We start from the raw sequence: 26883 nt of genomic DNA on the forward strand, positions 1-26883 counted from the left end.
CATACGGGCTGGCGAATCATGGTGCGCGTGGGCCCCGCCTGATCTGTTCCCCGACGAATGGACTGGCTGGGGCGGTAGGACTCGAACCTACGAATGGCGGGATCAAAACCCGCTGCCTTAGCCACTTGGCGACGCCCCAGTCGATTCAGTCGAACAATGCCTCGTGTGCCGGGGAGCGGTCGATACCGCGGGCAACGAAGCTTTCCCATCCGAGGGGCACGAGCGCGGCCGTCTTTTCTGCCGACTGCGCGTCCGCGAATGCGGCAAAAACGCAACTGCCGGTTCCGCTCATCCGTGCCTCTCCGAAGGCGCTCAACCACGCAAGCGCGCGATCGACCTCCGGGTATTTTTTCCTGACCACGGCCTCGCAGTCGTTGCGTTGCCCGCCGGTCAAAAAGGCCGCTATTGTCGTGAGCGGGGTATCACGTGTCAATTCCCGGTCGGCGAAAATCGCGGCAGTATTCACCGCGCATCCCGGGCGGATCACGAGGTACCAGCGCGGGGGCAGCGCGAGTGCAGTGAGCTGCTCGCCGATGCCTTCGGCCCAGGCGCTGCGCCCGTGCACGAACACCGGTACATCGGCGCCCAGGGTGACGCCGATGCGCGCAAGCTCCTGCAGCGACAGCCGACAGTCCCACAGGCGGTTCAGGGCGAGCAGCGTGGCTGCGGCGTCGGAGCTGCCGCCACCGAGTCCGCCGCCGTGCGGGATGCGCTTGCGCAGCGTGATCCGTACGCCACGACGCAGCCCCTGGTGCGTGGCCAGCGCGCGTGCGGCACGTACCACGAGGTTGTCTTCGGTGGCAACGCCCGCGACGTTGCCGTCGAGTTCGATGGCCGTGCCGTCGCCGACTCTGAAGCGCAGCTCGTCGCAGAAATCGAGCAACTGGAATACGGTCTGCAGGTTGTGGTAGCCATCGGGGCGGCGCCCGGTGACGTGCAGGAACAGGTTCAGCTTGGCCGGCGCACGCAGGCTCACCGCGCAGGTCATGAGGCCGGCAGGCTCCACTCGCGTACGATCAGCGTCAGCGCTGCACCGTAACCCGTGATGCGCAGTCGCGTCGGCAGTGCGAAGCCCTCGACTTCCCGGCGCTCGCTCGCTTCGATCTGCCAGCCCGACTGGACGAAACGCAGCAGTGAGCCGTTGCCGAATTCGGGTTTCTCGATCGCGACGCCGGGTTGCGGGATACCGCGCACCCAGTACCTCAGCGCCGCCACCGGCAGCGGCCAGCCCCACAGTTCGGTGACCAGCGCGTCGGGATCCGCATGATGTCCGCTGCGCCCGCGCGTATCGCGCCAGGCGACACCGTCCGTACCCCCATCCAGCGTGAGTCGGCCCGAGCCGAGCGCGCCGGCGAGCACCAGGCGCCACGATGCTCCGTGCTGCGTCCAGTCGAGCGTCGCGGCGCCGTTGGCGGATTGCGCACGCACGCCGAGCTTGCCGCTCAGCTTCCAGTTTTCACGTGCGGTCAGTGCCGCGACACGCTGTTCCCAGTCGGCAGGCATTTCCGGAGTGCGTGGTGCGACGCTGCAGCCGGCAAGCGTCAGCAGTGCGAGCAACAGCAGCCCGCGCAGTGCGTTCATGGTGGCAGCTCCGCACCGAGGCGGCGCATGGTGTCGCGGATCAGGCGACTGTCGGGCCTGGCCTCGAGCCCCTTGCTCCAGATCGCCTGTGCCTCGTCGTGTCGGCCGTCGACCCACAGCACTTCGCCGAGATGTGCCGCAACTTCATGGTCCGGGAACGCGTCGAAGGCACGCTGCAGTTGTGCGAGCGCCTCGCTGCGCCGACCGAGGCGATAAAGCACCCAGCCGCGGCTGTCGATGATCGCCGGGTCGTCGGGGCGCAGCGCCAGCGCCTGCTCGATCAGTTGCAGCGCTTCCGTGTAACGGTTCGTCAGGTTTGCCAGCGAGTAGCCGAGCGCATTCAGCGCCATCGCGTTCTGCGGGTCGAGGCGCAGCAGGTGGCGCAGGTCGCGCTCGAGTGCCGGCACGTCGCCGCGCCGCTCGCTGACCAGCGAGCGCGCGTAGAGCAGCTCCGGTTCGTCCGGCCGTGTGGCGAGTGCCGCATCGAGCAGGCGTGCGGCTCCGCCGATGTCGTCGTGTTCGAGACGCAACTGCGACTCCAGCAGCGTGAGCGCCAGCGCCGCAGCGCTCCAGCGGGTGCGCTGCGCAGCGAGCGCGCTGCCGAGGGCGTCGAGTCCACGGCTTTCGATCAGCAGTTCGGACGCGCGCGTCACGGCAGCCATGAATACCGGGCCGGGCTGGATCTCCAGGTAGTGCCGGATCGCTTCCTCGACGTCCTCTCGCCGTTCGGCTTCCTGCGCCAGGTAGAAATGTGCGGCGCTCACGTGGCTGCCTTCTGCGAGCAGCGTATTCAGCTCCTCGCTCATGCGGTCGAACTGCCCGGATTCACGGTAAACCAGCGCCAGCGCGAGGCGTGCCTCGGCGTCCGCCGGATCCTGTTCGAGCAGTACGCGGAACTGGCGCTTGGCTCCCGGGAGGTCCGATCGGGCCAGCAGGCGCGCGTAGCTCAGGCGCAAACGCCGATCGTCGGGGTGACGTTCCAGGGCGCTTTCGATCGCCGCGTTGCCGGTCTGCGCATCGCCGAGGTCGTGGCGCACCTGCGCGCTCAGCATCAGCGCCTGGGAATTGTCCGGATCGTCGGCGAGCACGCGTGCAGTACAGGCGAGTGCCTCGTCATAGCGCTGCAGGCTGTGCAGCAGCAGGCCGGTGGCGACCAGCACGTCGGCGCTCTGCTCCTGGCGTTGCTGCAGTGCCTCCAGCATGTCCTTCCGCTCGTCTGCCGGGAGGTCGAGCGCGCTGGCAGCGATTCCCGCAAAGTTGGTCGGAGTACTCGCGGCATCGAGTCCGGACATGCGAACGAAGGCCTCGCGCGCCCGACCGGCGCGCGCGAGCGCGGTGGCGGCAGTGAACTGCGCCTCGACGTTCGCCGGCTCCAGCTCGCTCCACAGCAGCGCGGCCTGCAGCGTTGCCTCTTCGGCGCCCAGGAAACGCGCCAGGCGGGTGGCGCGTGCGGCGACTCCGGCGTCGCGCGTCTGCTGTGCCTGCACAAGGTAGTTCTTCAGCGCAAGCTCCAGCGCGCCGCGGTGGAGCGCGAACTCCGCGACCAGCAGACCGTACAGGGCGTCGCGCGGAAACGGACGCACCACGGTCGGTGTCGTGTCGGCTGCGGTCTCGGCAGGTGGTGCAGCCGGTTCGATCTCGACGGGTGGATGCGCTGCGCACGCGGCCAGCAGTACGGCAAGTGCAACGACGACGATGGCACGGCCCGGGCGGAACCGGAACGACGGGGGATGAGTCGGCGTGCTCATAAGGTGGCGCATCAGGGGGGGCGGCTTGCTGCGGTGAGGCGCCATCATCGCCGGATTCTGCACAATTTGCCTGTGAATTGATACACTTCCCGCCCGTTCCGGATCCCTGTCCCGCCCCGTTGGAGTGTCGCTCGTGGCCTGTGGCACCTGCGCGGGGGAGTAGCTTTTCATTCATGAGTTTGCTGGTCGTCGGACTGAACCACACCACTGCGCCGGTCGCGGTGCGTGAACGCGTGGCGTTTGCCGAGGAGCAGGTGCCCGAGGCGCTGCAGCGTGCCTGCGAGTTCGGTGGAGCCACCGAAGTCGTGATCCTCTCGACCTGCAATCGTACCGAACTGATCGCCAGTACCGGGCCTGATGCCGTGGCCGAGGAGCGCCTGGTCGACTGGTTCGTAGGCTCCCATCATGTCGCGCGCGCGGAGGTGGAATGCTGCCTGTACCGCCTGCGCGATGCCGACGCCGTGCGCCACCTGATCGAGGTGGCGTGTGGTCTCGATTCGATGGTGATCGGGGAGCCGCAGATCTTCGGGCAGATCAAGATGGCGTACGCGACGGCGCGTCACAGCGGTTCGGTAGGGCCCGAGCTGTCGCGAGCGATGAGTCATGTGTTCACGATCGCCAAGCAGGTGCGCAGCGAGACGGCGATCGGCCAGAATCCGGTCTCGGTGGCATTTGCTGCCGTCAAGCTGGCACGCCACATCTTCACCGACCTTGCTTCGACCACGGCGTTGCTGATCGGTGCTGGCGAGACGATCGAGCTCGTCGCCCGTCACCTCACCGAGGCGGGCGTGACGCGGCTGGTCGTTGCCAACCGCACGCTGGCGCGTGCCGAACAGATCACCGACCGCTTCGGCGGCGAGCCGATCCTGCTGGCCGAAATCCCGGCTTCGCTGGCGCGCGCGGACATCGTGATCAGCTCGACTGCGAGCCAGTTGCCGATCATCGGCAAGGGAACCGTGGAACAGGCGATCCGCCGCCGTCGTCACAAGCCGATCTTCATGGTCGACATCGCGGTGCCGCGTGACATCGAGCCGCAGGTGGGCGAGCTGTCGGATGTCTATCTGTACAGCGTCGATGATCTCGAGCAGATCATCGACGACAATCGGCGTGCGCGCGAAGGCGAGGCGCAGCGTGCGGCGCTGATCGTGGCGGCCGGCGTGGACAGCTGGCTGCGCGATTGTCGCAGCCTGGACGCCGTCAATACGCTGCGCGACTACCGCACGCACGCCGAAGCGCTGCGTGATCGCGAGCTGGAGCGGGCGTTGCGCCAGTTGCGTGCGGGCGGGGACGCCACCCAGGTGCTGACGCTGATGGCGCGCAGCCTCACCAACAAACTGTTGCACGAACCGACGGTGCAGTTGCGCCGTGCTGCGGCCGAGGGGCGCGCCGAAGTCATCGGCTGGAGCCGACGCCTGTTCGGGCTGAACGAGGAGCCGGGTGACGGCGGTCGCGAGGGGTCATGAAACAGTCGCTGTACCTCAGGCTCGAAGGACTCGAGGAGCGTTGCCAGGAACTCACCGCCCTGCTCGCCGAGGCGGATACGATCGCCGACCAGGAGCGGTTTCGCTTGCTCGGGCGCGAATACGCGGAAATCGAACCGGTGGCACAGGCTTTCGCACGCTACCGCAAGGTGCTGGCCGATATCGACGCGGCGCAACTGCTCGCGCGTGACGCCGACCCCGAGCTGCGTGCCCTGGCGGAGGAGGATCTGGCCGCGAGTGCCACGCTGCGCGACGGGCTGGAACTGGATCTGCAGAAACTGCTGCTGCCGCGTGATCCGCGCGACGGCAGCAATGTGTTTCTCGAGATTCGCGCAGGCACGGGAGGCGATGAGGCCGCGATCTTCGCCGGTGACCTGTTCCGCATGTACGCACGCTACGCGGACCGGCGCGGCTGGCGGCTCGAAACGCTCAGCGAGCGCCCCGGCGAGCACGGCGGCTTCAAGGAGGTGGTCGCGCAGATTTCCGGCAGCGACGTGTTCTCGCGGCTGAAATTCGAATCCGGTGCGCACCGCGTGCAGCGCGTTCCGGCCACCGAGTCGCAGGGCCGCATCCACACCTCTGCGTGCACCGTTGCGATCCTGCCCGAAGTCGCCGAAATCGAGGCCATCGAGATCAGCAAGGCGGACCTGCGCATCGACACGTACCGCGCTTCCGGTGCCGGCGGGCAGCACGTGAACCGTACCGATTCGGCGGTGCGCATCACGCACCTGCCGAGCGGTATCGTCGTCGAGTGTCAGGACGAACGCTCGCAGCACAAGAACCGTGCCCGTGCGATGGCTCTGCTGCAGGCGCGCCTGCTCGCCGACGCACAGCAGAAGCAGGCCGATGCGCAGGCCGGCGAACGTCGTCTGCAGGTCGGCAGCGGCGATCGCTCCGAGCGCATCCGCACCTACAACTACCCGCAGGGGCGGGTCACGGATCACCGTATCAACCTCACGCTGTATCGTCTGCCCGAGATCCTCGAGGGAGATCTCGACGGCGTGATCGACCCGTTGCTCGGCGAATACCAGGCCGAGCAGCTCGCGGCGCTTGCCGGATGAGCGCTGCGGTTGTTGCCGGCGAGGTGGCGGTGGCGGTCGGTGCGCTGCTCGCCGCGGGGTGCACACGACTGCCGGAGCCCGATGCGCGGATCGACGCCGAGCTGCTGCTTGCGCACGTGCTCGGGTGCAGCCGCACCCGGTTGTTCGCGTACCCGGAAGCCGAGGTCGACGCCGCTTCACGTGCTCGCTTCCTTGCGCTGCTCGAACGCCGGCGAGCCGGCGAGCCGCTCGCCTACCTGCTCGGGCGGCAGGCGTTCTGGTCGCTCGATATCGTGCTCGACGGCAGCACGCTGGTGCCGCGACCGGAGACCGAGCTGCTGGTCGAGCTGGCGCTTGAGCGAGGGGCTGCGCGAGCGGTGGAGGTGCTCGATCTCGGCACCGGCAGTGGGGCGATCGCGCTCGCGCTGGCGAGCGAACGACCTGCGTGGCGAGTGCTGGGGATCGATCGCGATCCGGCTGCGGTGCACCTCGCCCGTGCGAATGCCGAGCGACTCGGACTGGGCAACGTTGCATTCGCAGCGGGCGACTGGTTCGCCGGGCTCGAGGGGCGGCGTTTCGAGCTGGTGGTCGCCAATCCACCCTATATAGCCGATGGGGATCCCTGTCTTGCTGCGCCGGGGGTGTGTCGCGAGCCGCGCCACGCGTTGGTGGCGGGCAGCGATGGACTCGATGCACTGCGCCGGATCGTTGCTGCGGCAGCGCAGCATCTGTCGTCGGACGGCTGGCTGCTGTGCGAGCACGGTGCCGCACAGGGCGCGGCGCTGCGCGCGCTGTTCGCGGCCGCGGGCTTTGCGGCGATTGCGACGCAGCGTGACCTCGCCGGTCACGAACGGGTCACGCTGGGTCGGATCGGGGAGTCGTCGCGACACGAGCGGAGCCATGCACCATGAACGACGAGCAACTGCTGCGTTACAGCCGCCACATCCTGCTGCCCGCGATCGACGTCGCGGGCCAGCAGCGGCTGCTCGATGCCAGCGTACTCATCGTGGGCCTCGGCGGGTTGGGCTCGCCGGCAGCCCTGTATCTGGCGGCAAGCGGTGTGGGGCGGCTGCGGCTGGTCGACGCCGACCGCGTCGAGCTGTCGAACCTGCAACGCCAGATCATTCATGCCCAGGCGCGCATCGGTGAGTTCAAGGCCGAATCGGCCGCCGCCGGCGTCGGCGCGCTGAACCCCGAGGTCGACGTGGAGGCCTTCGCCTGTCAGGCCGACGCGGCGTTGCTCGATCGCCTCGTGCCGGGCGTCGATCTGGTGCTCGACTGTTGCGACAACGCGGCGTCGCGGCGCGTGATCAATGCCGCCACGCGGCGTCATCGCGTACCGCTGGTCAGTGCAGCGGCCATCGGCTGGGAGGGACAGCTCGCGGTATTCGATTCGCGCGAGCCGGGCGCAGCGTGCTACGAGTGCCTGTATCCCGACACCGGTGACGACCCCGCGGCGGCCTGCGCGCACAGCGGGATCGCCGCTCCGGTGGTCGGCACCATGGGCGTGCTGCAGGCATTGCAGGCGCTGAAGTTCATCTGCGGTGCGGGAACCGTGGCGGCCGGGGAACTGCTGGTGTTCGACGGCCTGGCGCTCGATTTCCATCGTCTGCGCATCGGGCGGCGTGCAGGCTGCCCGGGCTGCAGCTGATCAGCCCGAGTTGCGCGGATCGCGCAGGCGTACGAACGGAAAGCGTGTGACGGTGGTGCGGGTACTGGCGTCGTGTTCGCGCTGCTGTTCTGTGCTTGCCGCACGCAGGAAGACGTGCAGCGAGTTGCCGGCTGGCAGGCTCTGCTGGATCTGCAGATGTCCGCCCTGGCTGTGTACCAGCGCATGGATCTCCGCGAGGTCGTCGAGCGGGCTGCTGGCCGGGGCATCGTTGCCACTTCTTTGCGCGAGTGCGCGGATGTCGCGCTCGCTCAGCATGGCGCCGCTGTCCTCGATCACCAGTTCGACGTGATGCCCCTCGAAACCCTCGCGGCACGATATGCAGGCGCGGCGCGCGCAGTTCAGCGCGCGCAGCCGGATCGCCAGCGTGCCGTCATTGGCCAGGCCGCGACGTGCATGCCGGATGCCGCGCAGCAGCACCTGCTGGAATACCAGCGGATCGCAGTGTGCCAGCGGCAGTCCGGACGCGAATTCGTTGTCGAGCCGCGCCGCTGCCGGCAGCAGGACGCGCTCCAGATCGACGATGTTCTGTGCCAGAGGCGCCAGCGCAGTCAATGGCGCGGCGGCAGACGCCTGCGCCTTGCCGGCCACTTCGTGGATCAGTGCCTGCGCATGCATCGTGGTTTCTGCAAGCTGTTCCAGCCGGCGCAATACGTCGGCGTAGTCGCCGGCTTCGACCAGTACCTGTTCGACACGCCCGACTACCGACACGGTTGCATCACCGATGTGGTCGCCTGGCAATGTCGGGTCGTGCGTGGGCGATGGCTGCTCCGCCACGAGAAGGGACGGCAGCGGCAGCCGCTCGCGTGCGATCAGAAGACAGCCGCTGCCGGTGAGCGGGTGGCCGGGTTCGCCGATCGTGAAGCCGAACCAGCAATGCTCGCCGCGCTGCTCGCCCTGGCCGGCCAGGTGCATCTCGATCACCGGGCCATCGGCACCGGCGATGCGTCGGTCGGCTTCGTGCAGCTCCATCGCAAGCTCGTCAGGGAACACCTCCAGGTCGGTCTTGCCGAGCAGCATGCTCTCCTCGACTCCGTAGAGCTCGCCGAACGCCGGGTTGATCGCAGCGTAGCGGCCGTCCAGATCCTTCAGGAACAGTGGCACCGGAATGCGGCGCATCGCCGTGCGCAACTGTTCGTGTGCGAGACGCGCCTCGGCCAGCTCGCGTGTCGGTTCGCTGACGTTCTGCACCGTGAGCAGCGCGCGCTGCGGCATGCCCGGGCGGCCCCGTACGGCCGAAGAGTGGCAGGCCAGCCACAGTTGGCCGCCGGCGGAATCGATCCGGTAGGCCGCGCGGGCGATGCGTCCGGTATTCAGCGTCTTCTGGATCTGTTGCCGGCACTCGGCGCCGGTGACGGTGCCGAACAGTTCGCCGAGCGTGCGGCCCTCGAGCGCCTCGGCATCGCTGCCCAGTGCGCCGCCGGCCAGCGCCAGCGCCTGGACCACGCGCGCTTGCTCATCGACCAGCAGTGCGGTCAGCGGCAGTGCACGCACGACGTACTGTGCCATCTCGTCCTGCATGCGCCGCGACAGGCGCAGGTTCACGTGTTCACTGATGTCTGCGGCTTCGAGCAGCACGTCACCATCGTCGAGCCGCGTGAGGTGGTAGTTGCGCCAATGCGGTTGCTCGCCACGACCGAGCGCCATCGCCTCGCGCGTTTCGGCGATACCGGTCTGATGTACGCGCGTCAGCGCATCCTCGAGATCGAAGCCGTCGAATGGCGGCGCGAACTCCCCCGGGCGTAACCCCTGCAGCAGGTGTGCGTCACGCTGCTCGAGCCTGCCGGCAGCGGGGTTGCACCACACGACGCGAAACGCACCGGCCGCATCGCGGCGCAGGCGCATGATCGCCGTGGCGAGCCGGGTACAGAGCCCGGTCGCGGGATCGTCGAGGGTCGCCACGGGGACGGCAAGCGTCTCTTCGCGGGCGACCGTGCCGGGTTGGCGTGGGGTGGTTTCGTAGAATTGCCCGCTGATCGCACGCGGGGCGCCCTGTTCGTCCAGTTCGACCGCGATGTCGCCGGATGCCACGGCGACCCATTCGCCGTCGCGTGCGTGCAGTCGATACGCAACCGGATGGGGTGGTGCCGAGCCGTTCAGCACGCCGTGCACCTCGGTGACCAGGCGATCGATGTCGTCCGGATGGATCAGGGCCTTCCAGTCACCGAGCGTGTTTCCGACCGTGCCCGCCGCGTAGCCCAGGCGTTCGAGCGTCGGCGGGTCGAATGCAGCCCGCTGCTCGCTGAGCGTGATGCGCCAGCTCCCTGCCGACGCCGTCAGCGTGACCGGCAGGCCGGTGTCCACTGCGTCGACGTCGAAGGAGGGTGTTGGTGCGTCCGTGTCGGCGTGGGAGAGTGTGGCAACAGCACCTGGTTGCGCTTCGCCGCGCCGTGGCGGGCCGATCAGCTCGCGCAGGGTGGCCAGTGACAGCTCGTCGAGCAACACGATCTCGCTGACGCCCGCCTGCAGCGCCTGCACGATCTCGGCGCGATCGCCGAAACGTGCCTGGGCGCCCAGCATGCCGACGATGCGCAATCCGGGTGCGCTCGCCCTGATCGTCGCCAGCGTGGCGACAAGCAGCCCCACGCCGCAACTGAAGGACAGGAAACAGACGTCACAGTGCGCGAGTGCGGCGTTCCATACGGGGGTTCCGGCTTCGGCGACCACGAGTTCCGGACGCGGATCGGGCAGCGCACGCAACAGGCTGCGCAGCAGGTGTGTTTCAAGCGGGTCGTCGGCCGTGAGAAGGACGCGCGGTGCGTCAGGTGCGGAAACGAGCGTCATGAAACGGGCAGCCTTGCTTCTCTCGCCGACGATGTGGCGTTTCCCGCAACGCGGGATTCCCTTGCGGCGGGATTCTATATGGGCAGCAGTGCCGCTCGCCAGCGGTAATAACCCGGAGATTGCCGTTCGCGCGATTGCGGTGGAACGGGAGCTGCCGTTAAGCTCGCCGACCGGCTCGGAGATGGACAGGCAGAATGCAGGAACAGACCGACGCGGCGGGCATCACCGCCCCCGGACCCACCGTGAGTTTCCGCGAGCTCGGGCTGCCGGAGCCGCTGCTGCGAGCGGTCGACGACCTGGGCTTCGTGCGCTGCACGCCGATCCAGCAGGAGGTATTGCCCTGCACGCTGCTCGGGCACGACTGCATCGGCAAGGCGCAGACCGGTACCGGCAAGACGGCGGCGTTCCTGCTTACGATCCTGAGCGACCTGCTGGGCACGCCAGCGGAGGAGCCGCGCTACGTCGGTGAGCCGCGGGCGCTGGTGATCGCCCCGACACGTGAACTGGTGCTGCAGATCGCCCGGGATGCCGCGGATCTGGCACGTCACACGGACCTCCACATCGTCACCCTGATCGGCGGGGTCGACTACGATCGCCAGCGCCAGCAGCTCGAGAGTCGTCTGGTCGACATTCTGGTCGCGACACCCGGACGGCTGATGGATTTCCACAGCCAGCGTCAGATCCACCTCGATCGCATCGAGCTGCTGGTGATCGACGAGGCCGATCGCATGCTCGACATGGGCTTCATCCCGCAGGTGCGCCGCATCGTGCGCCAGACGCCACCGAAGACACATCGCCAGACGATGTTCTTCAGTGCCACCTTCACCGAAGAGGTCGTGAGTCTTTCGGATCAGTGGACGCACCATCCGGTACGGGTCGAGATCGAACCCGAGAGCGTGGCTTCGAAGGATGTCGAGCAGATCGTCTATCTGGTCGAGGCGGATCGCAAGCTCGACCTGCTGCTGAATCTCCTGCAGCAACCCGAAGCGCTCAGCGTGATGGTGTTCGCCAACCGTCGCGACCAGGTGCGCCGCCTGCACGAGCGCCTCGAGCGGGCCGGTGTCAGTTGCGGCATCCTGTCCGGCGAGGTCGCACAGCCAAAGCGCGTGAAGACGCTCGAGGCGTTCCGTGAAGGGCGCCATCGGGTGCTGGTTGCCACCGACGTGGCAGGGCGTGGCATCCACGTCGAGGGTGTCACGCACGTCGTCAACTACACGCTGCCCGAAGACCCCGACGACTACGTGCACCGCATCGGGCGTACCGGCCGCGCCGGCGCCAGCGGTACCTCGATCAGCTTTGCCTGCGAGGATGATGCGTTCCTGTTGCCGTCGATCGAGGCGCTGCTGGGGCAGAAGCTCGCCTGCGTGCATCCCGGGCCGGAACTGCTGGCCTCCCATCGTCGTCGGTAGGTCGGGTTTCAACCCGACTTGCGGTTGGTCGTGTCGGGTTGAAACCCGACCTACGGTTGGTCGTGTCGGGTTGAAACCCGACCTACGGGTGGTCGTGTCGGGTTGAAACCCGACCTACGGGTGGTCGTGTCGGGTTGAAACCCGACCTACGGGTGGTCGTGTCGGGCTGAAACCCGACCTACGGTTGGTCGTGTCGGGCTGAAACCCGGCCTACGGGTGGGATGCCTGGCGGAGGATCGCAGCGAAGGGTTCGCCGTGGCGGTGACGCGCGAGTTCATCGAGCAGCGTCTGCCCTTCCGGGCCGCGGGCATCCAGCCGGCCACCCTCGGCGACGAACAGTGCGATGAAGTCCTCGAAATCCTCCGGGCGCATCGCCTGATACGCACGGCGCAGGCGGTGGAAGTCGCAATCGACCCCCTCCGGCGGCAGCAGATGCAGAAAACGGCGAATTCGCTCGTCGGTCCACACCTCGTCGACGACCTTTTTCTTCTCCTTGCGCAGCATTGCGGTCATTCTCCGTCGAGCTTGTGGCGCAGCAGTTCGTTCACCTGCTGCGGGTTGGCCTTGCCCTTGCTCTCGCGCATCACCTGTCCGACGAAGAAGCCGAACATCTTCACGCGCTTGTCCGCTTCGGCGGCGCGATAGCGTTCGACCTGGGCGGCATTCGCCGCGAGCACCGCGTCGACCATCGTCTCGATCGCGCCACTGTCGGCGAGCTGGCGCAGCCCGCGTGCGGTGATGATTGCGTCCGGTTCGCCTTCGCCGGCCCACATCGCTTCGAACACCGTTTTCGCGATCTTGCCGGAGATCGTGCCGTCTGCGATGCGTCGGATCAACGTCCCGAGTGCCTCTGCCTCGACACGGCTGTCGTCGATGTCGAGGTTCTCGCGGTTCAGCAGCCCGAGCAGTTCGACCATGACCCAGTTCGCGCTGGCCTTCGCGTCGCCGCAGGCACCGACCACGCGCTCGAAGTAAGCGGCGAGTTCGCGGCTGGCGCACAGCACGCTGGCGTCGTAGCCGGTCAGCGCGTAGTCGCCGCGAAAGCGCGCGGCCTTCGCCGCCGGCAGCTCGGGCAGCGTGGCACGCACCGCTTCGATGTACTGTGCATCGACGTGCACCGGCAGCAGGTCGGGTTCGGGGAAGTAACGGTAGTCGTGCGCCACTTCCTTCGAGCGCATCGCGCGGGTCTCGTTGCGTGCCGGGTCGTAGAGGCGGGTCTCCTGCACCACGCTGGCGCCGCTTTCAAGCAGCTCGGCCTGACGTTCCCGCTCGGTGTTGATCGCCTTTTCGACGAAGCGGAACGAGTTGACGTTCTTGATTTCGGTGCGCGTACCGAGTCGTTCCGCTCCCGGACGGCGCAGCGAGATGTTCACGTCGCAGCGCATGGAGCCTTCGGCCATGTTGCCATCGGAGATGCCGAGGTAGCGCACGATCGAGTGGATCTGCTTCAGATACGCGACCGCCTCCTGCGCGCTGCGCAGTTCGGGCTCGGAGACGATCTCGAGCAGCGGCGTCCCGGCTCGATTGAGGTCGATGCCGCTCAGTCCATGGAAGTCTTCGTGCAGCGACTTGCCGGCGTCTTCCTCCAGGTGTGCGCGGGTGACATGGATGATCTTCGACTGGCCGTCGGGCAGGTCGATCTGTACGTGACCACCGCTGACGATCGGGTGGTCGAGCTGGCTGATCTGGTAGCCCTTCGGCAGGTCCGGGTAGAAGTAGTTCTTGCGGTCGAAGACCGATACGGCAGCGATGTCCGCCTCGATCGCGAGACCGAAGCGTACCGCCATGCGCAGCGCCTCGGCGTTCAATACCGGCAGCGTGCCGGGCATTGCCAGGTCGATCGCGCAGGCCTGCGTGTTCGGTGGTGCGCCGAAGCGCGTCGACGCGCCGGAGAAGATCTTCGTGTGCGTGGCGAGCTGGACGTGCACCTCCAGCCCGATCACCGTTTCCCATTCCATGTGCTGTCCCCGCCTGCTGTTCAGTCGATGTCGCCCGGCCGGTGCAGATGCCAGTCGGTTACCTGCTGGAAGCGGTGTGCGACGTTGAGGATCCTGGCCTCGTCGAGATGCCTGCCGATGAGCTGCAGGCCCACGGGCAACCCATCGGCCAGACCGGCTGGAATCGACAGTGCGGGGACGCCGGCGAGGTTTGCCGCGATCGTGTAGATGTCTTCCAGGTACATCGTGACCGGATCCGAGCTCTTTTCACCGAAGCGGAACGCTGGTGACGGTGACGAAGGACCGGCGATCACGTCGACTGCAGCGAATGCGGCGCGAAAGTCCTCGGCGATCAGGCGGCGGATCTGCTGCGCCTTGCGGTAGTAGGCGTCGTAATAGCCCGCCGACAACGCGTAGGTGCCGACCAGGATGCGCCGCTTGACCTCGTCACCGAAGCCTTCGGCGCGGCTGCGTGAATACATGTCGCGCAGATCCTTCGGATCGGCACAGCGATAGCCGTAGCGCACCCCGTCGTAGCGTGCGAGATTGGTCGAGCACTCCGCCGGTGCGATCACGTAGTAGGCCGGAACCGCCAGTGGGGAATGCGGCAGGCTGATTTCGCACAGCCGTGCACCGAGGCGCTCCAGTTCGGCCAGGCCTTCACGCACTGCCCGTTCGGCTCCCGGGTGCAGGCCGGAATCGAAGTATTCCTTCGGCACACCGATGCGGATTCCGGCGATGTCGGCGCCGAGGCTTGCGCTGTAGTCGGGTACCGGCGCATCGGTGCTGGTCGAGTCGCGTGCGTCGAAGCCGGCCATCGCCGTGAGCAACAAGGCCGCATCGGCCGCCGAACGCGCGAGCACACCGCCCTGGTCGAGGCTGGAAGCAAACGCGATCATGCCGTGGCGCGAAACCCTCCCGTAGGTTGGCTTGAGCCCGGTCAGTCCGCACAGTGCAGCCGGCTGGCGAATCGAACCACCGGTATCGGTTGCGGTTGCCGCCGGCGCAAGGCGCGCTGCCACCGCTGCCGCAGAGCCGCCAGAAGAGCCGCCGGGTACGCGTTCGCGGTCCCACGGGTTGCGCACCGGGCCGTAGAAGCTCGTTTCGTTCGACGAGCCCATCGCGAACTCGTCCATATTGGTCTTGCCGAGGGTGACGCATCCGGCGGCAGTCAGGTGCTCGACGACGGTCGCGTCGTACGGCGGTACGAAGTTGTCGAGCATCCGCGATCCGCACGAGGTACGCATGCCGGCAGTGCAGAAGATGTCCTTGTGAGCGATCGGAACGCCGCACAGCGGCCCCGTGCTGCCGCTGGCCAGTGCGGCATCGGCAGCGCGTGCCTGGGCTCGTGTCGTGTCCGGGTCCACCGTGATGAACGCGTTGAGCTGCGGGTCCAGGCGCGCGATGCGATCCAGAAAATGGTCGGCAATTTCGAGTGCGGAGAACTCGCGCTGCGCGAGTGCGGCGCGGATCGCGTCAAGTGAAAGGTCATGCATGGCGGACGGGTCCTGCGCTGATGCTTCCGGGGTATGCTCGCAGGCGTCTCATTCGATGACGCGCGGCACCAGGTAGAGTCCTTCCTCGCTGAGCGGGGCGATCGCGAGGAAGCGCTCGCGCTGGTCGGCTTCGGTGATCTGGTCAGCCCGCAGGCGCTGGGTGGCGTCGAGCGGGTTTGCCATCGGGGCGATGCCGCTGGTGTCCACCGCAGCCATCTGGTCGATCATCGCGAGGATGTCGCTGATGCGCCGCGTGACCTCGGTCACGGTTGCCTCGTCGAGGCGAATGCGTGCCAGTTCGGCTACGCGGGCCAGATCCTGTTCACTGATCGACATGCCAATCGTCCGCAAAAGCTGCAACCCCGGGCGCCGGAAGCTTCCCGTGGCACGCGGGCAGGTGGAATACCCCGAAATATCGGTCGCCGTCGGGGGGTCAGGGGGCGTAAACTTAGCATATTCGAGGGCAGCCCAGAACAGACGGCTGCTGCGTTCTGCTGCCGCCGCCGGCGGTACCCATGTTCCACTCGCCAGTCAAAGACACCAGACAGACGGTACACATGTTCAAGAGAATACGCGGCATTTTTTCCAACGACCTGTCGATCGATCTCGGCACCGCGAACACCATCATCTATGTACGCGATCAAGGGATCGTGCTCGACGAGCCTTCGGTGGTGGCTATCCGGGTTCACAACGGTGAGAAAAGGATCGAAGCCGTTGGCACCGAGGCCAAGCGCATGCTCGGGCGTACTCCGGGCAACATCACTGCGATTCGGCCGCTCAAGGACGGGGTGATCGCAGACTTCCAGGTGACCGAGAAGATGCTCCAGTATTTCATCGCAAAGGCTCACCAGCACAGCTTCATCCGGCCGAGTCCACGTGTACTGGTCTCCGTGCCCTGCAAGTCGACCCAGGTGGAGCGCCGCGCAATCCGTGAATCGGCCTATGGTGCCGGTGCCCGCGACGTGCGCCTGATCGAGGAGCCGATGGCGGCGGCCATTGGTGCCGGGTTGTCGGTCGAGGAGGCCAGTGGTTCGATGGTGGTCGATATCGGTGGCGGAACCACCGAGATCGCGATCCTGTCGCTGAACGGGGTGGTGTATTCGGATTCGGTGCGCATCGGGGGAGACCGCTTCGACGAGGCCATCGTGACCTATGTGCGTCGCACCTTCGGCAGCCTGATTGGTGATGCAACTGCCGAGCGCATCAAGCAGGAGATCGGTTGTGCGATGCCGGGCAGCGAGCTGCGTGAGATCGACGTGCGTGGTCGCAACCTGGCCGAGGGGGTGCCGCGCTCGTTCACGCTGACCAGTGACGAGATCCTCGAGGCGCTGCAGGAACCGCTGAACATCATCGTGCAGGCGGTCAAGGGGGCACTGGAGCAATCGCCACCGGAGCTTGCGGCCGACATCGCCGAAACCGGCATCGTGCTCACCGGTGGCGGTGCGTTGCTGCGCGATATCGACCGCCTGATCGCGCGCGAAACCGGTTTGCCGGTGATCGTTGCCGAGGATCCGCTGACCTGCGTGGCGCGCGGTGGTGGCAAGGCGCTCGAGATGATGGACCATCGGCGTCTGGAGCTCCTGTCCTCGGAATGAGCGGCGCGCGGTCGCTGCGTGTGCGGCCAGCGAGGGGGGACACGCGATAAAACCCATATTCCGCAGTGGACCGTCGCTGAGCGTGCGCCTCGGTGCGCTCCTGCTCGCCTCCGTGGTGCTGATGGTGGCGGACGGTCATTTCGGCGCGCTCGCACCGGTGCGCAGCGTCGCTGCCGACGTCGCTCTGCCGATGCACTGGCTGAGTTCGGCGCCGCAACGGATGTTCGAATGGCTGCGCGAGATGCTGGTCACGCGCGAGGCGCTGCTCGAGGAAAATCGTACGCTGCGCGCCGAGGCGCTGGTGTTGCGTGCGCGCAACCAGCGGCTGGCGGCGATTGCAGCCGACAATGTGCGCTTGCGCGAACTGCTCAGCTCGACTGCGGTACGTGATGAGCGTGTGCTGGTAGCCGAGATCATCGGTGTCTCGCCTGACCTTGCCAGCCAGACCGTGGTGATCGACAAGGGCAGCAGTCACGGCCTGTTGCCCGGGCAGGCGGTGATCGACGCCTACGGCCTGTTCGGCCAGGTGATCGAGGTGAGCCGGTTCAGCTCGCGTGTGCTGCTGGTCACCGATGCCATGCATGCGTTACCGGCACAGGTGGTGCGCAATGGTGCGCGTGTGATCGTCGAGGGCGATGGGCGTATCGACACGCTGAACGTTGATCACGTCGCTTCCACGATGGACGTGCGCCCGGGCGATCTGCTCGTGAGTTCCGAGCTGGAGCAGCGCTTCCCGGGTGGTTATCCGGTCGGTGTCGTCGAATCCGTGGTCAACGATCCGGGCAAGCCGTTCGCGGTGGTGCAGGCGCGTCCCAGTGCCCAGCTCGATCGCAGTCGGCACGTCCTCGTGGTGATCGCACTGGCGGCATCCGGCGCACCGGGGTCGGGAGAGTTGCCAAAGGGCGCGACTGAGCCGGAGCCAACGGAGCTGCCAACTGCCGCAGGCGCAGCGTCGCCATGAGTGCCGACACGCAACATCCGCAGCGTCTGCTGCTCGCGGCATCGATCGTCGCGGCGCTGCTCGGCGCCATCGTTCCGTTGCCGGCGTGGCTGGCACCGGCGCGCCCGGACTGGCTGGCTCTGCTGGTCGTCTACTGGATAGTGCGGGTTCCACCCGGTTTCGGCATCGTGGCAGCATGGTCGATCGGCCTGCTGCTGGACGTGCTCGCCGGTGGCCTGATCGGGCGCCACGCGCTGGCACTGGCGGTGGTGGCGTACGCCGCGTCGCTGCTGCGCCACCGCCTGACCCACTACACCCTGGCGCAGCAGTCGACAGTGGTATTGATCCTGTGCGTCGTGGACCAGATCCTTGCCAGCTGGGTGCAGACCCTTGCAGGGCATCCGGCGCTGAGTCTCGCCTTCCTGATGGGCAGCCTGACGGCGGCGTTTTGCTGGCCACTGATTACGCCGCTATCCCCGCGTGACCGTTCGCTGGATGATTGGCGAGCCTCGCACTGAGCCGTAAGCATGGACGAGCGACAGAATTCACCGCAGAGTCCGAGTCAGGCCGATTTCTGGCTGGCTTCGGTGTCGCCGCGGCGCCGCGAATTGCTGCAGCAACTGGGCTATCGCTTCGCGCTGCTGCGGGTGGACGTCGACGAGTCGCCGTTTGCCGGTGAAGAGGCGGCTGCGTTGGCATTGCGTCTGGCGGTGTGCAAGGCAAGCGAGGGCGCACGCCGGGTCGCGGCAACCCGTCCGCTGCCGGTACTCGGCGCCGATACGGTGGTCGCCGTCGATGGCCAGGTGCTCGGCAAGCCGGCGACGCAGGACGAGGCGCTGTACATGCTGGGACTGCTGTCGGGGCGCACGCACAGCGTGCTGACCGCGGTGGCGCTGGTGGTCGGGGGGCGGACGAGCACGGCCTGCAGCGAGACTCGCGTATCGTTCAGGACGTTGACTGCAGCCGAAATGCTTCGTTACCGGGATAGCGGAGAGCCGCGCGACAAGGCGGGCGGCTATGCGATCCAGGGATTTGGCGCCGTGTTCGTGCAGCGCATCGAGGGCAGTTATTCCGGCGTGGTCGGCCTGCCTCTTTTCGAGACCGCACGGTTGTTGCAGGATGCCGGAATCGACGGCTGGCAGCGGGGATGGCCGCACAATGAGTGACGAAATACTCATCAATTCGACCCCCGTCCAGACCCGGGTGGCGGTGGTGGAAAGCGGCATCCTGGCTGAAATCTATGTCGAACGCCGTAGCCACAAGGGTCTGGTCGGCAATATCTACCTGGGTCGCGTGATGCGGGTGCTGCCGGGCATGCAGGCGGCATTCGTCGATATCGGCCTGGAGCGGGCGAGCTTCCTGCATGTCAGCGACCTGGTGACGCTCGGCGCAGACGGACTCGAGGTCCGCAGTGACGAGACGCGTGATATCCGCGATATCGTCTGTGAAGGCCAGACGGTGGTGGCACAGGTGGTCAAGGATCCGCTTGGCAGCAAGGGCGCACGCGTCACCACGCACCTCTCGGTGTCCTCTCGCCACCTCGTGTTCATGCCGTACACGCGTCACGTCGGGATTTCACAGCGCATCGAGGATGACGTGGAGCGTGAGCGCCTGCGTACCCTGGTCGAGGAGGCCGCAGCCGAACTCGGCGTGAGCGGTGGATTCATCGTGCGCACTGCAGCCGAAGGTGTGGGCGCGGAGGGTGTCGTCGCCGACATGCGTTTCCTGGTGCGGCTGTGGGGGTCGGTGCGCGAGCGCATCGCTCTCGCCAGTGCGCCCGCGCTGGTGCACGCGGATCTGCCGCTCACGATGCGCACGCTGCGTGATCTGGTCAGGCCGGGTCTGGAGAAGATCCGCATCGACTCGACGGAGCATTTCGGGAAGCTGCGCGAATTCGCCGGCGAGTTCGTGCCCGAGGCGGTCGACCGTCTGGAGCTCTACCAGGGCGATCGACCGCTGTTCGATCTCTACAGCGTCGAGGACGAGATCGAGAAGGCGCTGGGGCGACGGGTGCAACTGAAGTCGGGGGGCTATCTGATCTTCGACCAGACCGAGGCGATGAGCACGGTCGACGTCAACACCGGCGCATTCGTCGGTAGCCGCAACCTGGAAGAAACGATCTTCAAGACGAATCTGGAGGCAGCCGGTGCGCTGGCGCGGCAACTGCGCGTGCGCAATCTCGGCGGCATCATCATCATCGATTTCATCGACATGCAGGATCCGGAGCACCGTCGCCAGGTGCTGCGCAATCTCGAGCGTGCGCTGGAGCGCGATCCCGCGCGCGCGACGATCAGCACGGTCTCGGAGCTGGGACTGGTGCAGATGACTCGCAAGCGTACGCGCGAAAGCCTCGAACGTACGCTCTGCGAGACCTGCTCGACCTGCCAGGGGCGTGGCACCGTGAAGTCGGCCGAGACGGTCTGCTACGAAATCTTCCGCGAAATCCTCCGCGAGGCACGCAGCTACGAGAACGACACCCTGCTGGTCCTGGCGGCGCAGTCGGTAGTCGACCGCTTGCTCGACGAGGAGTCCGGGAACGTCGCGGATCTGGAGGAGTTCACCGGCAAGACGATACGCTTCCAGGTCGAGACGATGTACACGCAGGAGCAGTATGACGTCGTGTTGTTGTAGCCGGCGGTGGCGCTCTGGCGGAGCGCGCTGGTGAAACGCCCGCTGCTGTTGTTCCTGCGCGGTGTGTGGTACCTCGGCGCCACCGTGCTGGTGCTGTGCGCCACGGCAGTCACGCTGGGTCAGTACTACTTCCCGTATCTCGGTGAACACCAGGACGAACTGCTTGCCGTGGTCGTCGGAAAGCTGCCGTTCGGGGTCGAGATCGATGGCCTGGCAGCGCAGTGGACCGGGCTCGCGCCGACGCTGTACGCGCGCAGCCTGCGCCTGTACGCGCCCGAAGACCCGCAACTGACCATCCTGTCCGCCGGGCGCACGGAACTGCGTATCGATCTGTTGCGTTCGCTGCTCAGTCTGGGCCCGCGGCTGCGACGGATTGCCGCCGACGACGTCCAGCTTGCGTTCGTCGAGGATGCCGACGGGCGCTGGCGCATTGCAGGCGCCGCCGGGGCAGGCAGGGTGTCCAACCCGGACGCGATCATCGATGCATTTCTCGCGATCGAGGAGATTGCGCTGCAGCGCACGCGGCTGGTGTTGCGGCCACGAGACGGCGCCGGAATCGAGACCGAGGGCGCTGAACTGGCGCTGGAAAACTACCGGCGTTTTCGCCGCCTGCACCTGCTCACGCGAGATGCCCGCGACGGGGGGGCGATCGAGCTGCTGCTCGAGTCGCACGGCGATCCGCGTGAGCGGCAGGATTTCTCGGCCACGGCATACCTGCGCCTCGATCAGGCTCGACTGGCGCGGCTGCAGCCGCTGCTGCCGCCGACGCTCGAGGTGCCGGCGGCCACACTTTCAGGCGAACTGTGGGCGCGCTGGTCGCAAGACGGCGTGCTCGGCGTGAACGCCGTCCTGCAGGCGCCGGAGCTCGATCTCACGCCGCTGCACGCCCTGCGCGCGTTGCCTGAGCCGTTGCGCGAACTGGATCTGCGCTTCGGCGCGGAATGGCGCGCTGGCAGTGCGACCGTGTGGCTCGAGCAACTGCGCGGTACGTGGTTCGGGCAGTCGCTCGAGCTGGAACGCCTGCGGCTCGATACCGGCAAGGATGGGTCGCAGCGGCGCGTGCGCGCGGGCGTCGAGTATCTGGATATCGGTTCGCTGGTCGCCATGCTGCAGGGTTCGCAACTGCTGGACGCGCGCTGGCAGGAGGTGTTGACGGACCTCGCGCCGTACGGCGGGGTGGCGAATGCGCAGCTCGATCTGGTGCTGCCGGTGGATGGGCCGGCGGATTTCCGTTTCCGCGCCGCGATGAACGACGTGTCGGTGTCGCCGTGGCACAACGCCCCCGGCGTGCGTAACCTGCGCGGCTATCTGGAGATCACACGCGCAGGCGGACTGGCCGAAGTCGACAGTGGCGCAGTGACGCTCGAATTCCCGCGGCTGTATCGGCACGACTTCGACTTCGATCGCATCGCCGGCAGGGTGCGCTGGGAGTACGGCACCGAGGGGGTGCACGTGGGCAGTACGCTGCTCGATGCGAGCATTGGCGGTTCGCAGCTTGCCGCGCTGTTCGACCTCGGCCTGCGCACCGATCCGGAGGCGGACGACTACCTTTCGCTGTCATTCGGGCTGCGCGATGCCGCGGCTTCCGCTTACCGCGACTACCTGCCGTACATCGTTTCCCCGCAACTGCAGGAATGGCTCGACGCGAGCATCGAAGCCGGGCATGTGGCGGGCGCTGCATTCACGTATCACGCAGTATTCCCGCATCCGGAGCACCCCTTCCGCCATGCACTGCAGCTCGCGCTGGACGTGCAGGACGCCGCAGTCTCCTACCATCCGGACTGGCCGGCGGTGCGTGCTGCGACGGGGCGGGTGCTGGTCGATGAGGATCGGGTGTGCGTCGAGCTGGATGCGGGGCGTGTGCTGCAAAGCACGCTCGGCAGTACACGGGTCGAGGTGCTGCCACGGCGCAGCGACGGGCGCCTGCGTGTGGCAGCCGCGCTGAAAGGAGGACTCGAGGACGGACTGCGTGTGTTGGGCAACGCTCCGCTCGCGAAGGCCACCGGCGGAGCGTTGAGGGATTGGAAGGGCAGCGGCGCCATGGCGCTGGACCTGCAGATCGACATGCCGTTCGCAGACGGGCTGACGGCACCCGATGCGCGGCTCGATCTCACGGCGACTGTCGATGCGGCACGGCTGTACCTCGCCGAGCCCGGGCTGCAGCTCGAGAGCCTGCACGGTGATCTCGGCTTCGATCTGCAGCGGGGACTGCGCAGCGAGGGCATCGACGCGATGTTGTGGGGGCGGCCGGTGCGTGCCCGCATAGGCAGTGCCGATGGATCGGGGCGGCGCATCGCCGTCCACGTCGCCGGCACTACCGACGTTACGCGGGTCGCCGCGTGGCTGAAATGGGACCTCGGCGGGCTGGTCACGGGCATCGCGCCGTTCACGCTCGAGGTGCAGCAGCAGGACGCGTACGGCTTCGGTTTCCTGTTGCGTTCGCCGTTGCGCAATGTGAGCAGCACGCTGCCGGCACCTCTGGCCAAGGCGCCAACCGAAGAGTCGCCGTTCGAGCTGCGCTGGAGCACGGTTGCCGATGGAGCGGACCTCGAGCTGCGGCTCGGTGAACATATCCGCGGCGTACTGCACCGGGATCGGAGTGGGCGGCTTGGCGGCGGCATTGCGCTGGACGCGGAGCCGTTGTCCGGCTGGCCGGAGTTGCTGGTCTCGGGGCATGCCGCGGAGGCGGATCTGGCCGCGTGGATCGCGGCGGTGCGTGCGATCGCCGATGCCAACGACGGTCGCGGGAATGTCGGTGGAACCGATCTGCAACTGCGCGCTATGGCGCTGGACACGGCGACGCTGTTCGGCGCAAGGCTCGACGATGTGCGTCTGTCGTCGCGCCACGACGACGGTGATCAGGTGTTCGAGTTCAGTGCCGATGCCGTCGCCGGTGCGCTGCGTATTCCGGCACGGCGTGATGATCCGCTGGCGCTCGAGCTGGAGCGATTGCAGCTGCGTGCATTCATCGGAGGAGCCGGGATCGAGTCCGCACCCGGGGAGGAGTCGCCGCGGCCGGCTTCCAGACTGCCGATCGGCGACGCCGGTGCCTGGATGCGGCTGCGCGAGACCCAGGTGCCGTCGACCGTGGTGCACGTGCGCCAGGCACGCTTCGGCGAACGTGAACTCGGCGAATGGCAGCTGCGCGTGTCTTCGGAAGTCGATGCGCTGGCCGTGACCGATGTGCGTGCGACGGTACCCGGAGGCCAGGTCGGTGGTCGTGGTGGCCGGGATGGTGGCAGCGCACGTCTGCGCTGGATCGCCGGCAAGCCGCGCACGGAGTTGCTGCTCGGCATGTCCAGCGAGCACATCGACCGTTTCGTCGCGAACTGGGGCTATGAGAACGTCCTCGAGGCCCGCAGCGGACACGCGGATGTGAATTTCCGCTGGCCGGGCAATCCGGTCGATTTCGCGATGCAACGCGTCGGTGGAACGCTGGAGTTCACGTGGCGCGACGGCAGGTTGCTGCGCGGGAGCAGCAACAATCCGCTCATGCGCGCACTCGGTGTGTTGAATTTCAATGAAGTGCTGCGCCGTATCCGACTCGATTTCAAGGATCTCTACCAGAGCGGACTCGCCTTCGACACGTTCGCAGGAGCCATCGATTTCGATCAGGGAGCTGCGCAGGTGCGCGACGCGGTCACGCTCGACGGGCCGTCGGCGCGTCTGCGCCTGACCGGCGGTGCGAACCTGGGTACCGACCAGATCGACGGCGATCTGGTCGTGACGCTGCCGATCGGCAGCAACCTGCCGTGGATGGCAGCACTCGCAGGCGGGCTGCCGGCCGCAGCCGGCGCCTACGTCGCGAGCCGGATTTTCGAGTCGCAGCTTGGCAAGTTCTCGAGTGCGATCTACAAGGTCAGTGGTCGGCTCGAGGATCCGCAGATCGAATTCCAGAAGGTGTTCGATACCGAGGACGCAGCGCACGGCGAGGCGCCCGGGCCCCGGCAGTCCACGGCAGTACCGGAGGGTGCGACCCCGGATGTTCCGGCGCGCGCACCACCGGCAGGAGCGAAGCAATGAGCAGCGTGGTACGCGCAGCGGCGCTGCAGATGCTGAGCACGGATGATCCGGAGCACAACCTCGGGCGCGCGCGCGAGTTGATCGCGCAGGCGGCCGGACGCGGTGCGAGCCTGGTCGTTCTGCCCGAGGGGTTCGCGTGCTACGGCGGCACGGCAATCGCGGAGATCGCACGAGCGGAGTGCGATCCCGGCGGGCCGTTGCGCAGTTTTCTTGCCGCGCTCGCCCGTGAGCACGGCATCACGCTGGTCGGAGGCACGATTCCGGTGGCCGACGCGCATGCACCGGGGCGGGTGCGCGCAGCCTGCTTCGTGCTCGATCCCGGCGGAAACGAGATTGCACGCTACGACAAGATCCATCTGTTCGACGTGGATCTGCCCGACGCGCAGCGCAGCTATCGCGAGTCGGATACCTTCGAGGCCGGTGAGGATCTGGTCTGCGTGCCCGGCGCCTGTGGCAAGATCGGGCTTGCCGTGTGCTACGACCTGCGCTTTCCCGGCATGTTCCTCGCGCTGGCAGCTCTCGGGATGGGCGTGCTGGTGTTGCCGTCGGCGTTCACACGCCTCACCGGCGAGGCCCACTGGCATGTATTGCTGCGTGCACGTGCGATCGAGAATCAGGTGTACGTGATCGCGGCGAACCAGGGCGGGCGGCATTCGGCGACACGCGAAACCTGGGGTGGATCGGTGATCGTCGATCCGTGGGGCAGCGTGCTGGCGAGCGCTGCGGGCGGTGAGTCCGTGGTGGTGGCCGATATCGACCCGCAGGCACGGGTACGTGCTGCAGCGCGTATTCCCGTTGCGGCGCACCGGCGCTTCGGCGCGATGCGCGGGTTCACTGGCGCTGCAGCAGCACCAGAATGAGGCGGTAGATCTCGCGCCGTGCGTGTTGTGCGCGTGTCGTATCGGTGCTGGCCAGCGCGGTGTTGCGAAGCTCGGCGAGCCGCGCACTGTCGGCGGCGCCGAGTGGCAGGTCGAGTGCGGTGCTGCCCTGCTCGAGCACGCGCTCGCGCAGCGCCGCCGCGCGCTGTTCGCGCGCGACCCGCTCGCGGTCCGGTGCCGCGAGTGCCGCGAGCCGGATACGCAGCGACTGCGGATCGTGTTGTGCCAGTTGCTGGGCGAGATGCCTGAGCTGGCGGTTGCGCGCGCCGCTTGCCTTCATCGTGCGTGCGGTCCGGATCTCCTGCCCGAGTTCGGCATCCAGACCGAGGTGGCGCAAGCGGCTCTCGGGCAGCGCAGCCAGTTCGGCAGCCAGATCCTGCAATGCGTGATGTTCGCGTTTGCGCTGTGATTTGCTCGTCGCTTGCCCGTCGGCGGGCTGCTCGTCGGTTGTCATTCGTCCTCGCCGAAGCGATTCGCGATCAGCGCCTCGATGGCCTGCACGGCTTCATCCGCATCCTCGCCCTCGGCGCTTACCGTGATGCAAGTGCCGCGCCCGGCTGCGAGCAGCATGACCGCCATGATGCTCTTGGCGTCGGCTTCACGACCCTCGCGCCTGATGAGCACCCGGCTCGAGAAGCGTGCAGCCGTGGTGACCAGTACTGCCGCAGCGCGTGCGTGCAATCCGAGGCGATTGATGATCGTGAGCTCCTTGCTGATCATGCGCGGGAGCCTCTGCGAGTGCGTGCGAGTTCACGATGGCGTACCTGTACGCCAGGGAGTCTGGTGCGGAAATGCTCCCCGAGGCGCTCGCACAGATAGACGGAGCGGTGCTGTCCACCGGTGCAGCCGAGCGCAATGGTCAGGTAGCTGCGGTTGCCGCGTGCGATGCGCGGCAGCCACTTGTCGAGATAGCTGCCGATATCGTCCAGCATTTCGCGGACATCGGAGCTCTGTTCCAGGAACTCGATCACCTCGGCGTCAAGTCCGGTCAGTTCACGCAGTGGTGGGCTCCAGTGCGGGTTCGGCAGGCAGCGCAGGTCGAACACGATGTCGGCATCGATCGGGATGCCGTGCTTGAAGCCGAAGGACTCGAACAGGATCATCATGCCGCCGCCCGGATCGGCGATCACGGTCTTTGCGATCACGTCACGCAGGTCGTGCAGGGACAGCTCGCTGGTGTCGATCGTGAGCGCTGCACGCTCGGCGATCGGTGCGAGCAACATGCGCTCGGCCGCGATCGCCTCGTTGAGTGAAGTCTGCTGGCTGCTCAGCGGATGGCGTCTGCGGGTTTCGCTGAAGCGCTTGATGAGAGTCGTGTCGTCCGCGTCCAGGTAGATGATCTGGACTGCGAAATCCGCAGGCAGCATGCGCAGGATGTCGCCGAAGCGTGACAGATGGCTCGACATGTTGCGTGCGTCGATGCTCACCGCCATGCGCCGGGTCGCCGGTGTCGGGTCGCCGCTCGCCTGGTCGAGCAGCTCGGGGAGCAGCAGTGCCGGCAGGTTGTCGATGCAGTAGAAGCCGGCGTCTTCGAGTACGTGCAAAGCGGTACTCTTGCCCGAACCCGAACGGCCGCTGACGATGATCAGCTTGCCCGGAGCGGGCGTCGCCTGTGCCTGCGGTACGTGCATGGTGTCGTCCGGTGCGTTCGAACCGGCATCGTGTTCGTGA

The 26883-nt window shown here is 67.1% G+C and carries 23 protein-coding genes and 1 tRNA gene; 12 read left to right on the top strand and 12 right to left on the bottom strand.

Annotated elements, in window-relative coordinates:
• Positions 1 to 63: 63 nt before the first annotated feature.
• From H7A12_11760 to H7A12_11775, 4 genes are all read right to left on the bottom strand, one after another.
• A tRNA-Gln gene (locus H7A12_11760) sits at positions 64 to 139 on the bottom strand.
• A 6-nt stretch (positions 140 to 145) separates the two neighbouring features.
• Positions 146 to 988 carry a 4-(cytidine 5'-diphospho)-2-C-methyl-D-erythritol kinase gene (ispE, locus tag H7A12_11765; protein ID MCP5321478.1) on the bottom strand — a complete coding sequence of 281 codons (843 nt, stop codon included), beginning with the start codon at positions 986 to 988 and terminating at the stop codon, positions 146 to 148.
• Positions 985 to 1581: an outer membrane lipoprotein LolB gene (gene lolB / locus H7A12_11770; protein ID MCP5321479.1), complete on the bottom strand. Its 597-nt coding sequence runs from the start codon at positions 1579 to 1581 to the stop codon at positions 985 to 987. The genes ispE and lolB overlap by 4 nt, the downstream gene beginning before the upstream one ends.
• A complete protein-coding gene (locus H7A12_11775) occupies positions 1578 to 3329 on the bottom strand; it encodes a tetratricopeptide repeat protein (protein MCP5321480.1) in 1752 nt (583 codons plus the stop codon). The genes lolB and H7A12_11775 overlap by 4 nt, the downstream gene beginning before the upstream one ends.
• 173 nt (positions 3330 to 3502) lie before the next feature.
• Between H7A12_11775 and H7A12_11780 the strand changes: the two genes are divergently transcribed.
• The 4 genes from H7A12_11780 to moeB are packed head-to-tail and all read left to right on the top strand — an operon-like array spanning position 3503 to position 7501.
• Positions 3503 to 4792: a glutamyl-tRNA reductase gene (locus H7A12_11780; GenBank protein MCP5321481.1), complete on the top strand. Its 1290-nt coding sequence runs from the start codon at positions 3503 to 3505 to the stop codon at positions 4790 to 4792.
• Positions 4789 to 5871 carry a peptide chain release factor 1 gene (gene prfA, locus H7A12_11785; protein MCP5321482.1) on the top strand — a complete coding sequence of 361 codons (1083 nt, stop codon included), beginning with the start codon at positions 4789 to 4791 and terminating at the stop codon, positions 5869 to 5871. The genes H7A12_11780 and prfA overlap by 4 nt, the downstream gene beginning before the upstream one ends.
• Positions 5868 to 6761, top strand: coding sequence for a peptide chain release factor N(5)-glutamine methyltransferase (gene prmC, locus H7A12_11790; protein MCP5321483.1), 894 nt, complete (start codon positions 5868 to 5870; stop codon positions 6759 to 6761). The genes prfA and prmC overlap by 4 nt, the downstream gene beginning before the upstream one ends.
• Positions 6758 to 7501 carry a molybdopterin-synthase adenylyltransferase MoeB gene (moeB, locus tag H7A12_11795; GenBank protein MCP5321484.1) on the top strand — a complete coding sequence of 248 codons (744 nt, stop codon included), beginning with the start codon at positions 6758 to 6760 and terminating at the stop codon, positions 7499 to 7501. Before prmC ends, moeB begins: the two co-directional genes overlap by 4 nt.
• Here moeB and H7A12_11800 read toward each other — a convergent pair whose 3' ends face one another.
• Positions 7502 to 10303, bottom strand: a complete 2802-nt coding sequence (locus H7A12_11800) for a PAS domain-containing protein (protein ID MCP5321485.1) — start codon at positions 10301 to 10303, stop codon at positions 7502 to 7504.
• A gap of 194 nt (positions 10304 to 10497) precedes the next feature.
• On the opposite strand from H7A12_11800, the gene rhlB reads away from it, so the two are divergent.
• A complete protein-coding gene (gene rhlB / locus H7A12_11805; GenBank protein ID MCP5321486.1) occupies positions 10498 to 11712 on the top strand; it encodes an ATP-dependent RNA helicase RhlB in 1215 nt (404 codons plus the stop codon).
• Between the two features lie 210 nt (positions 11713 to 11922).
• Here rhlB and H7A12_11810 read toward each other — a convergent pair whose 3' ends face one another.
• Genes H7A12_11810 through gatC form a run of 4 tightly spaced genes read right to left on the bottom strand, consistent with a single transcriptional unit; the run spans position 11923 to position 15481 of the window.
• A complete protein-coding gene (locus H7A12_11810; GenBank protein MCP5321487.1) occupies positions 11923 to 12216 on the bottom strand; it encodes a PA4642 family protein in 294 nt (97 codons plus the stop codon).
• A 5-nt stretch (positions 12217 to 12221) separates the two neighbouring features.
• A complete protein-coding gene (gene gatB / locus H7A12_11815) occupies positions 12222 to 13670 on the bottom strand; it encodes an Asp-tRNA(Asn)/Glu-tRNA(Gln) amidotransferase subunit GatB (GenBank protein ID MCP5321488.1) in 1449 nt (482 codons plus the stop codon).
• Between the two features lie 20 nt (positions 13671 to 13690).
• Complete coding sequence (gene gatA / locus H7A12_11820) at positions 13691 to 15145, bottom strand: Asp-tRNA(Asn)/Glu-tRNA(Gln) amidotransferase subunit GatA (GenBank protein ID MCP5321489.1); 1455 nt, start codon at positions 15143 to 15145, stop codon at positions 13691 to 13693.
• A 48-nt stretch (positions 15146 to 15193) separates the two neighbouring features.
• The gene (gene gatC, locus H7A12_11825) at positions 15194 to 15481 is read right to left on the bottom strand and encodes an Asp-tRNA(Asn)/Glu-tRNA(Gln) amidotransferase subunit GatC (protein MCP5321490.1); all 288 of its coding nucleotides are present in this window, start codon (positions 15479 to 15481) and stop codon (positions 15194 to 15196) included.
• 221 nt (positions 15482 to 15702) lie between these two features.
• Here gatC and H7A12_11830 point away from each other — a divergent pair, with 221 nt between their 5' ends.
• The 7 genes from H7A12_11830 (at position 15703) to H7A12_11860 (ending at position 25194) form a co-directional block, all read left to right on the top strand.
• Complete coding sequence (locus H7A12_11830) at positions 15703 to 16740, top strand: rod shape-determining protein (protein MCP5321491.1); 1038 nt, start codon at positions 15703 to 15705, stop codon at positions 16738 to 16740.
• An 82-nt stretch (positions 16741 to 16822) separates the two neighbouring features.
• On the top strand, positions 16823 to 17701 hold the full coding sequence (gene mreC, locus H7A12_11835) for a rod shape-determining protein MreC (GenBank protein ID MCP5321492.1): 879 nt from the start codon (positions 16823 to 16825) through the stop codon (positions 17699 to 17701).
• Positions 17698 to 18198 (top strand): rod shape-determining protein MreD, encoded by a 501-nt coding sequence (gene mreD, locus H7A12_11840; protein MCP5321493.1) that lies wholly within the window; start codon positions 17698 to 17700, stop codon positions 18196 to 18198. Before mreC ends, mreD begins: the two co-directional genes overlap by 4 nt.
• Positions 18199 to 18207: 9 nt before the next feature.
• A complete protein-coding gene (gene maf / locus H7A12_11845) occupies positions 18208 to 18846 on the top strand; it encodes a septum formation inhibitor Maf (protein ID MCP5321494.1) in 639 nt (212 codons plus the stop codon).
• Positions 18839 to 20311, top strand: a complete 1473-nt coding sequence (gene rng, locus H7A12_11850; protein MCP5321495.1) for a ribonuclease G — start codon at positions 18839 to 18841, stop codon at positions 20309 to 20311. Before maf ends, rng begins: the two co-directional genes overlap by 8 nt.
• Before the next feature lie 30 nt (positions 20312 to 20341).
• Positions 20342 to 24334, top strand: a complete 3993-nt coding sequence (locus H7A12_11855; protein ID MCP5321496.1) for a TIGR02099 family protein — start codon at positions 20342 to 20344, stop codon at positions 24332 to 24334.
• On the top strand, positions 24331 to 25194 hold the full coding sequence (locus H7A12_11860; GenBank protein MCP5321497.1) for a carbon-nitrogen hydrolase family protein: 864 nt from the start codon (positions 24331 to 24333) through the stop codon (positions 25192 to 25194). Before H7A12_11855 ends, H7A12_11860 begins: the two co-directional genes overlap by 4 nt.
• On the opposite strand, the gene H7A12_11865 is transcribed toward H7A12_11860, so the two are convergent.
• From H7A12_11865 to rapZ, 3 genes are read right to left on the bottom strand one after another with little or no spacing between them, the layout of a single operon-like run.
• Positions 25166 to 25666, bottom strand: coding sequence for a DUF615 domain-containing protein (locus H7A12_11865; GenBank protein MCP5321498.1), 501 nt, complete (start codon positions 25664 to 25666; stop codon positions 25166 to 25168). The genes H7A12_11860 and H7A12_11865 overlap by 29 nt on opposite strands.
• The gene (locus H7A12_11870) at positions 25663 to 25932 is read right to left on the bottom strand and encodes an HPr family phosphocarrier protein (GenBank protein MCP5321499.1); all 270 of its coding nucleotides are present in this window, start codon (positions 25930 to 25932) and stop codon (positions 25663 to 25665) included. Before H7A12_11870 ends, H7A12_11865 begins: the two co-directional genes overlap by 4 nt.
• A complete protein-coding gene (gene rapZ, locus H7A12_11875; GenBank protein MCP5321500.1) occupies positions 25929 to 26843 on the bottom strand; it encodes an RNase adapter RapZ in 915 nt (304 codons plus the stop codon). The genes H7A12_11870 and rapZ overlap by 4 nt, the downstream gene beginning before the upstream one ends.
• Positions 26844 to 26883 lie beyond the last annotated feature (40 nt).

This window comes from Pseudomonadales bacterium (assembly GCA_024234165.1).
In the GTDB taxonomy this organism is placed as follows: Bacteria; Pseudomonadota; Gammaproteobacteria; order Pseudomonadales; family UBA5518; genus UBA5518.

Excerpts from the sequence above, each read along its gene's own strand:
- ispE (MCP5321478.1), bottom strand. The coding sequence starts at position 988 with ATGACCTGCGCGGTGAGCCTGCGTGCGCCGGCCAAGCTGAACCTGTTC.
- lolB (MCP5321479.1), bottom strand. The coding sequence starts at position 1,581 with ATGAACGCACTGCGCGGGCTGCTGTTGCTCGCACTGCTGACGCTTGCC.
- H7A12_11775 (MCP5321480.1), bottom strand. The coding sequence starts at position 3,329 with ATGAGCACGCCGACTCATCCCCCGTCGTTCCGGTTCCGCCCGGGCCGT.
- H7A12_11780 (MCP5321481.1), top strand. The coding sequence starts at position 3,503 with ATGAGTTTGCTGGTCGTCGGACTGAACCACACCACTGCGCCGGTCGCG.
- prfA (MCP5321482.1), top strand. The coding sequence starts at position 4,789 with ATGAAACAGTCGCTGTACCTCAGGCTCGAAGGACTCGAGGAGCGTTGC.
- prmC (MCP5321483.1), top strand. The coding sequence starts at position 5,868 with ATGAGCGCTGCGGTTGTTGCCGGCGAGGTGGCGGTGGCGGTCGGTGCG.
- moeB (MCP5321484.1), top strand. The coding sequence starts at position 6,758 with ATGAACGACGAGCAACTGCTGCGTTACAGCCGCCACATCCTGCTGCCC.
- H7A12_11800 (MCP5321485.1), bottom strand. The coding sequence starts at position 10,303 with ATGACGCTCGTTTCCGCACCTGACGCACCGCGCGTCCTTCTCACGGCC.
- rhlB (MCP5321486.1), top strand. The coding sequence starts at position 10,498 with ATGCAGGAACAGACCGACGCGGCGGGCATCACCGCCCCCGGACCCACC.
- H7A12_11810 (MCP5321487.1), bottom strand. The coding sequence starts at position 12,216 with ATGCTGCGCAAGGAGAAGAAAAAGGTCGTCGACGAGGTGTGGACCGAC.
- gatB (MCP5321488.1), bottom strand. The coding sequence starts at position 13,670 with ATGGAATGGGAAACGGTGATCGGGCTGGAGGTGCACGTCCAGCTCGCC.
- gatA (MCP5321489.1), bottom strand. The coding sequence starts at position 15,145 with ATGCATGACCTTTCACTTGACGCGATCCGCGCCGCACTCGCGCAGCGC.
- gatC (MCP5321490.1), bottom strand. The coding sequence starts at position 15,481 with ATGTCGATCAGTGAACAGGATCTGGCCCGCGTAGCCGAACTGGCACGC.
- H7A12_11830 (MCP5321491.1), top strand. The coding sequence starts at position 15,703 with ATGTTCAAGAGAATACGCGGCATTTTTTCCAACGACCTGTCGATCGAT.
- mreD (MCP5321493.1), top strand. The coding sequence starts at position 17,698 with ATGAGTGCCGACACGCAACATCCGCAGCGTCTGCTGCTCGCGGCATCG.
- maf (MCP5321494.1), top strand. The coding sequence starts at position 18,208 with ATGGACGAGCGACAGAATTCACCGCAGAGTCCGAGTCAGGCCGATTTC.
- rng (MCP5321495.1), top strand. The coding sequence starts at position 18,839 with ATGAGTGACGAAATACTCATCAATTCGACCCCCGTCCAGACCCGGGTG.
- H7A12_11860 (MCP5321497.1), top strand. The coding sequence starts at position 24,331 with ATGAGCAGCGTGGTACGCGCAGCGGCGCTGCAGATGCTGAGCACGGAT.
- H7A12_11865 (MCP5321498.1), bottom strand. The coding sequence starts at position 25,666 with ATGACAACCGACGAGCAGCCCGCCGACGGGCAAGCGACGAGCAAATCA.
- H7A12_11870 (MCP5321499.1), bottom strand. The coding sequence starts at position 25,932 with ATGATCAGCAAGGAGCTCACGATCATCAATCGCCTCGGATTGCACGCA.
- rapZ (MCP5321500.1), bottom strand. The coding sequence starts at position 26,843 with ATGCACGTACCGCAGGCACAGGCGACGCCCGCTCCGGGCAAGCTGATC.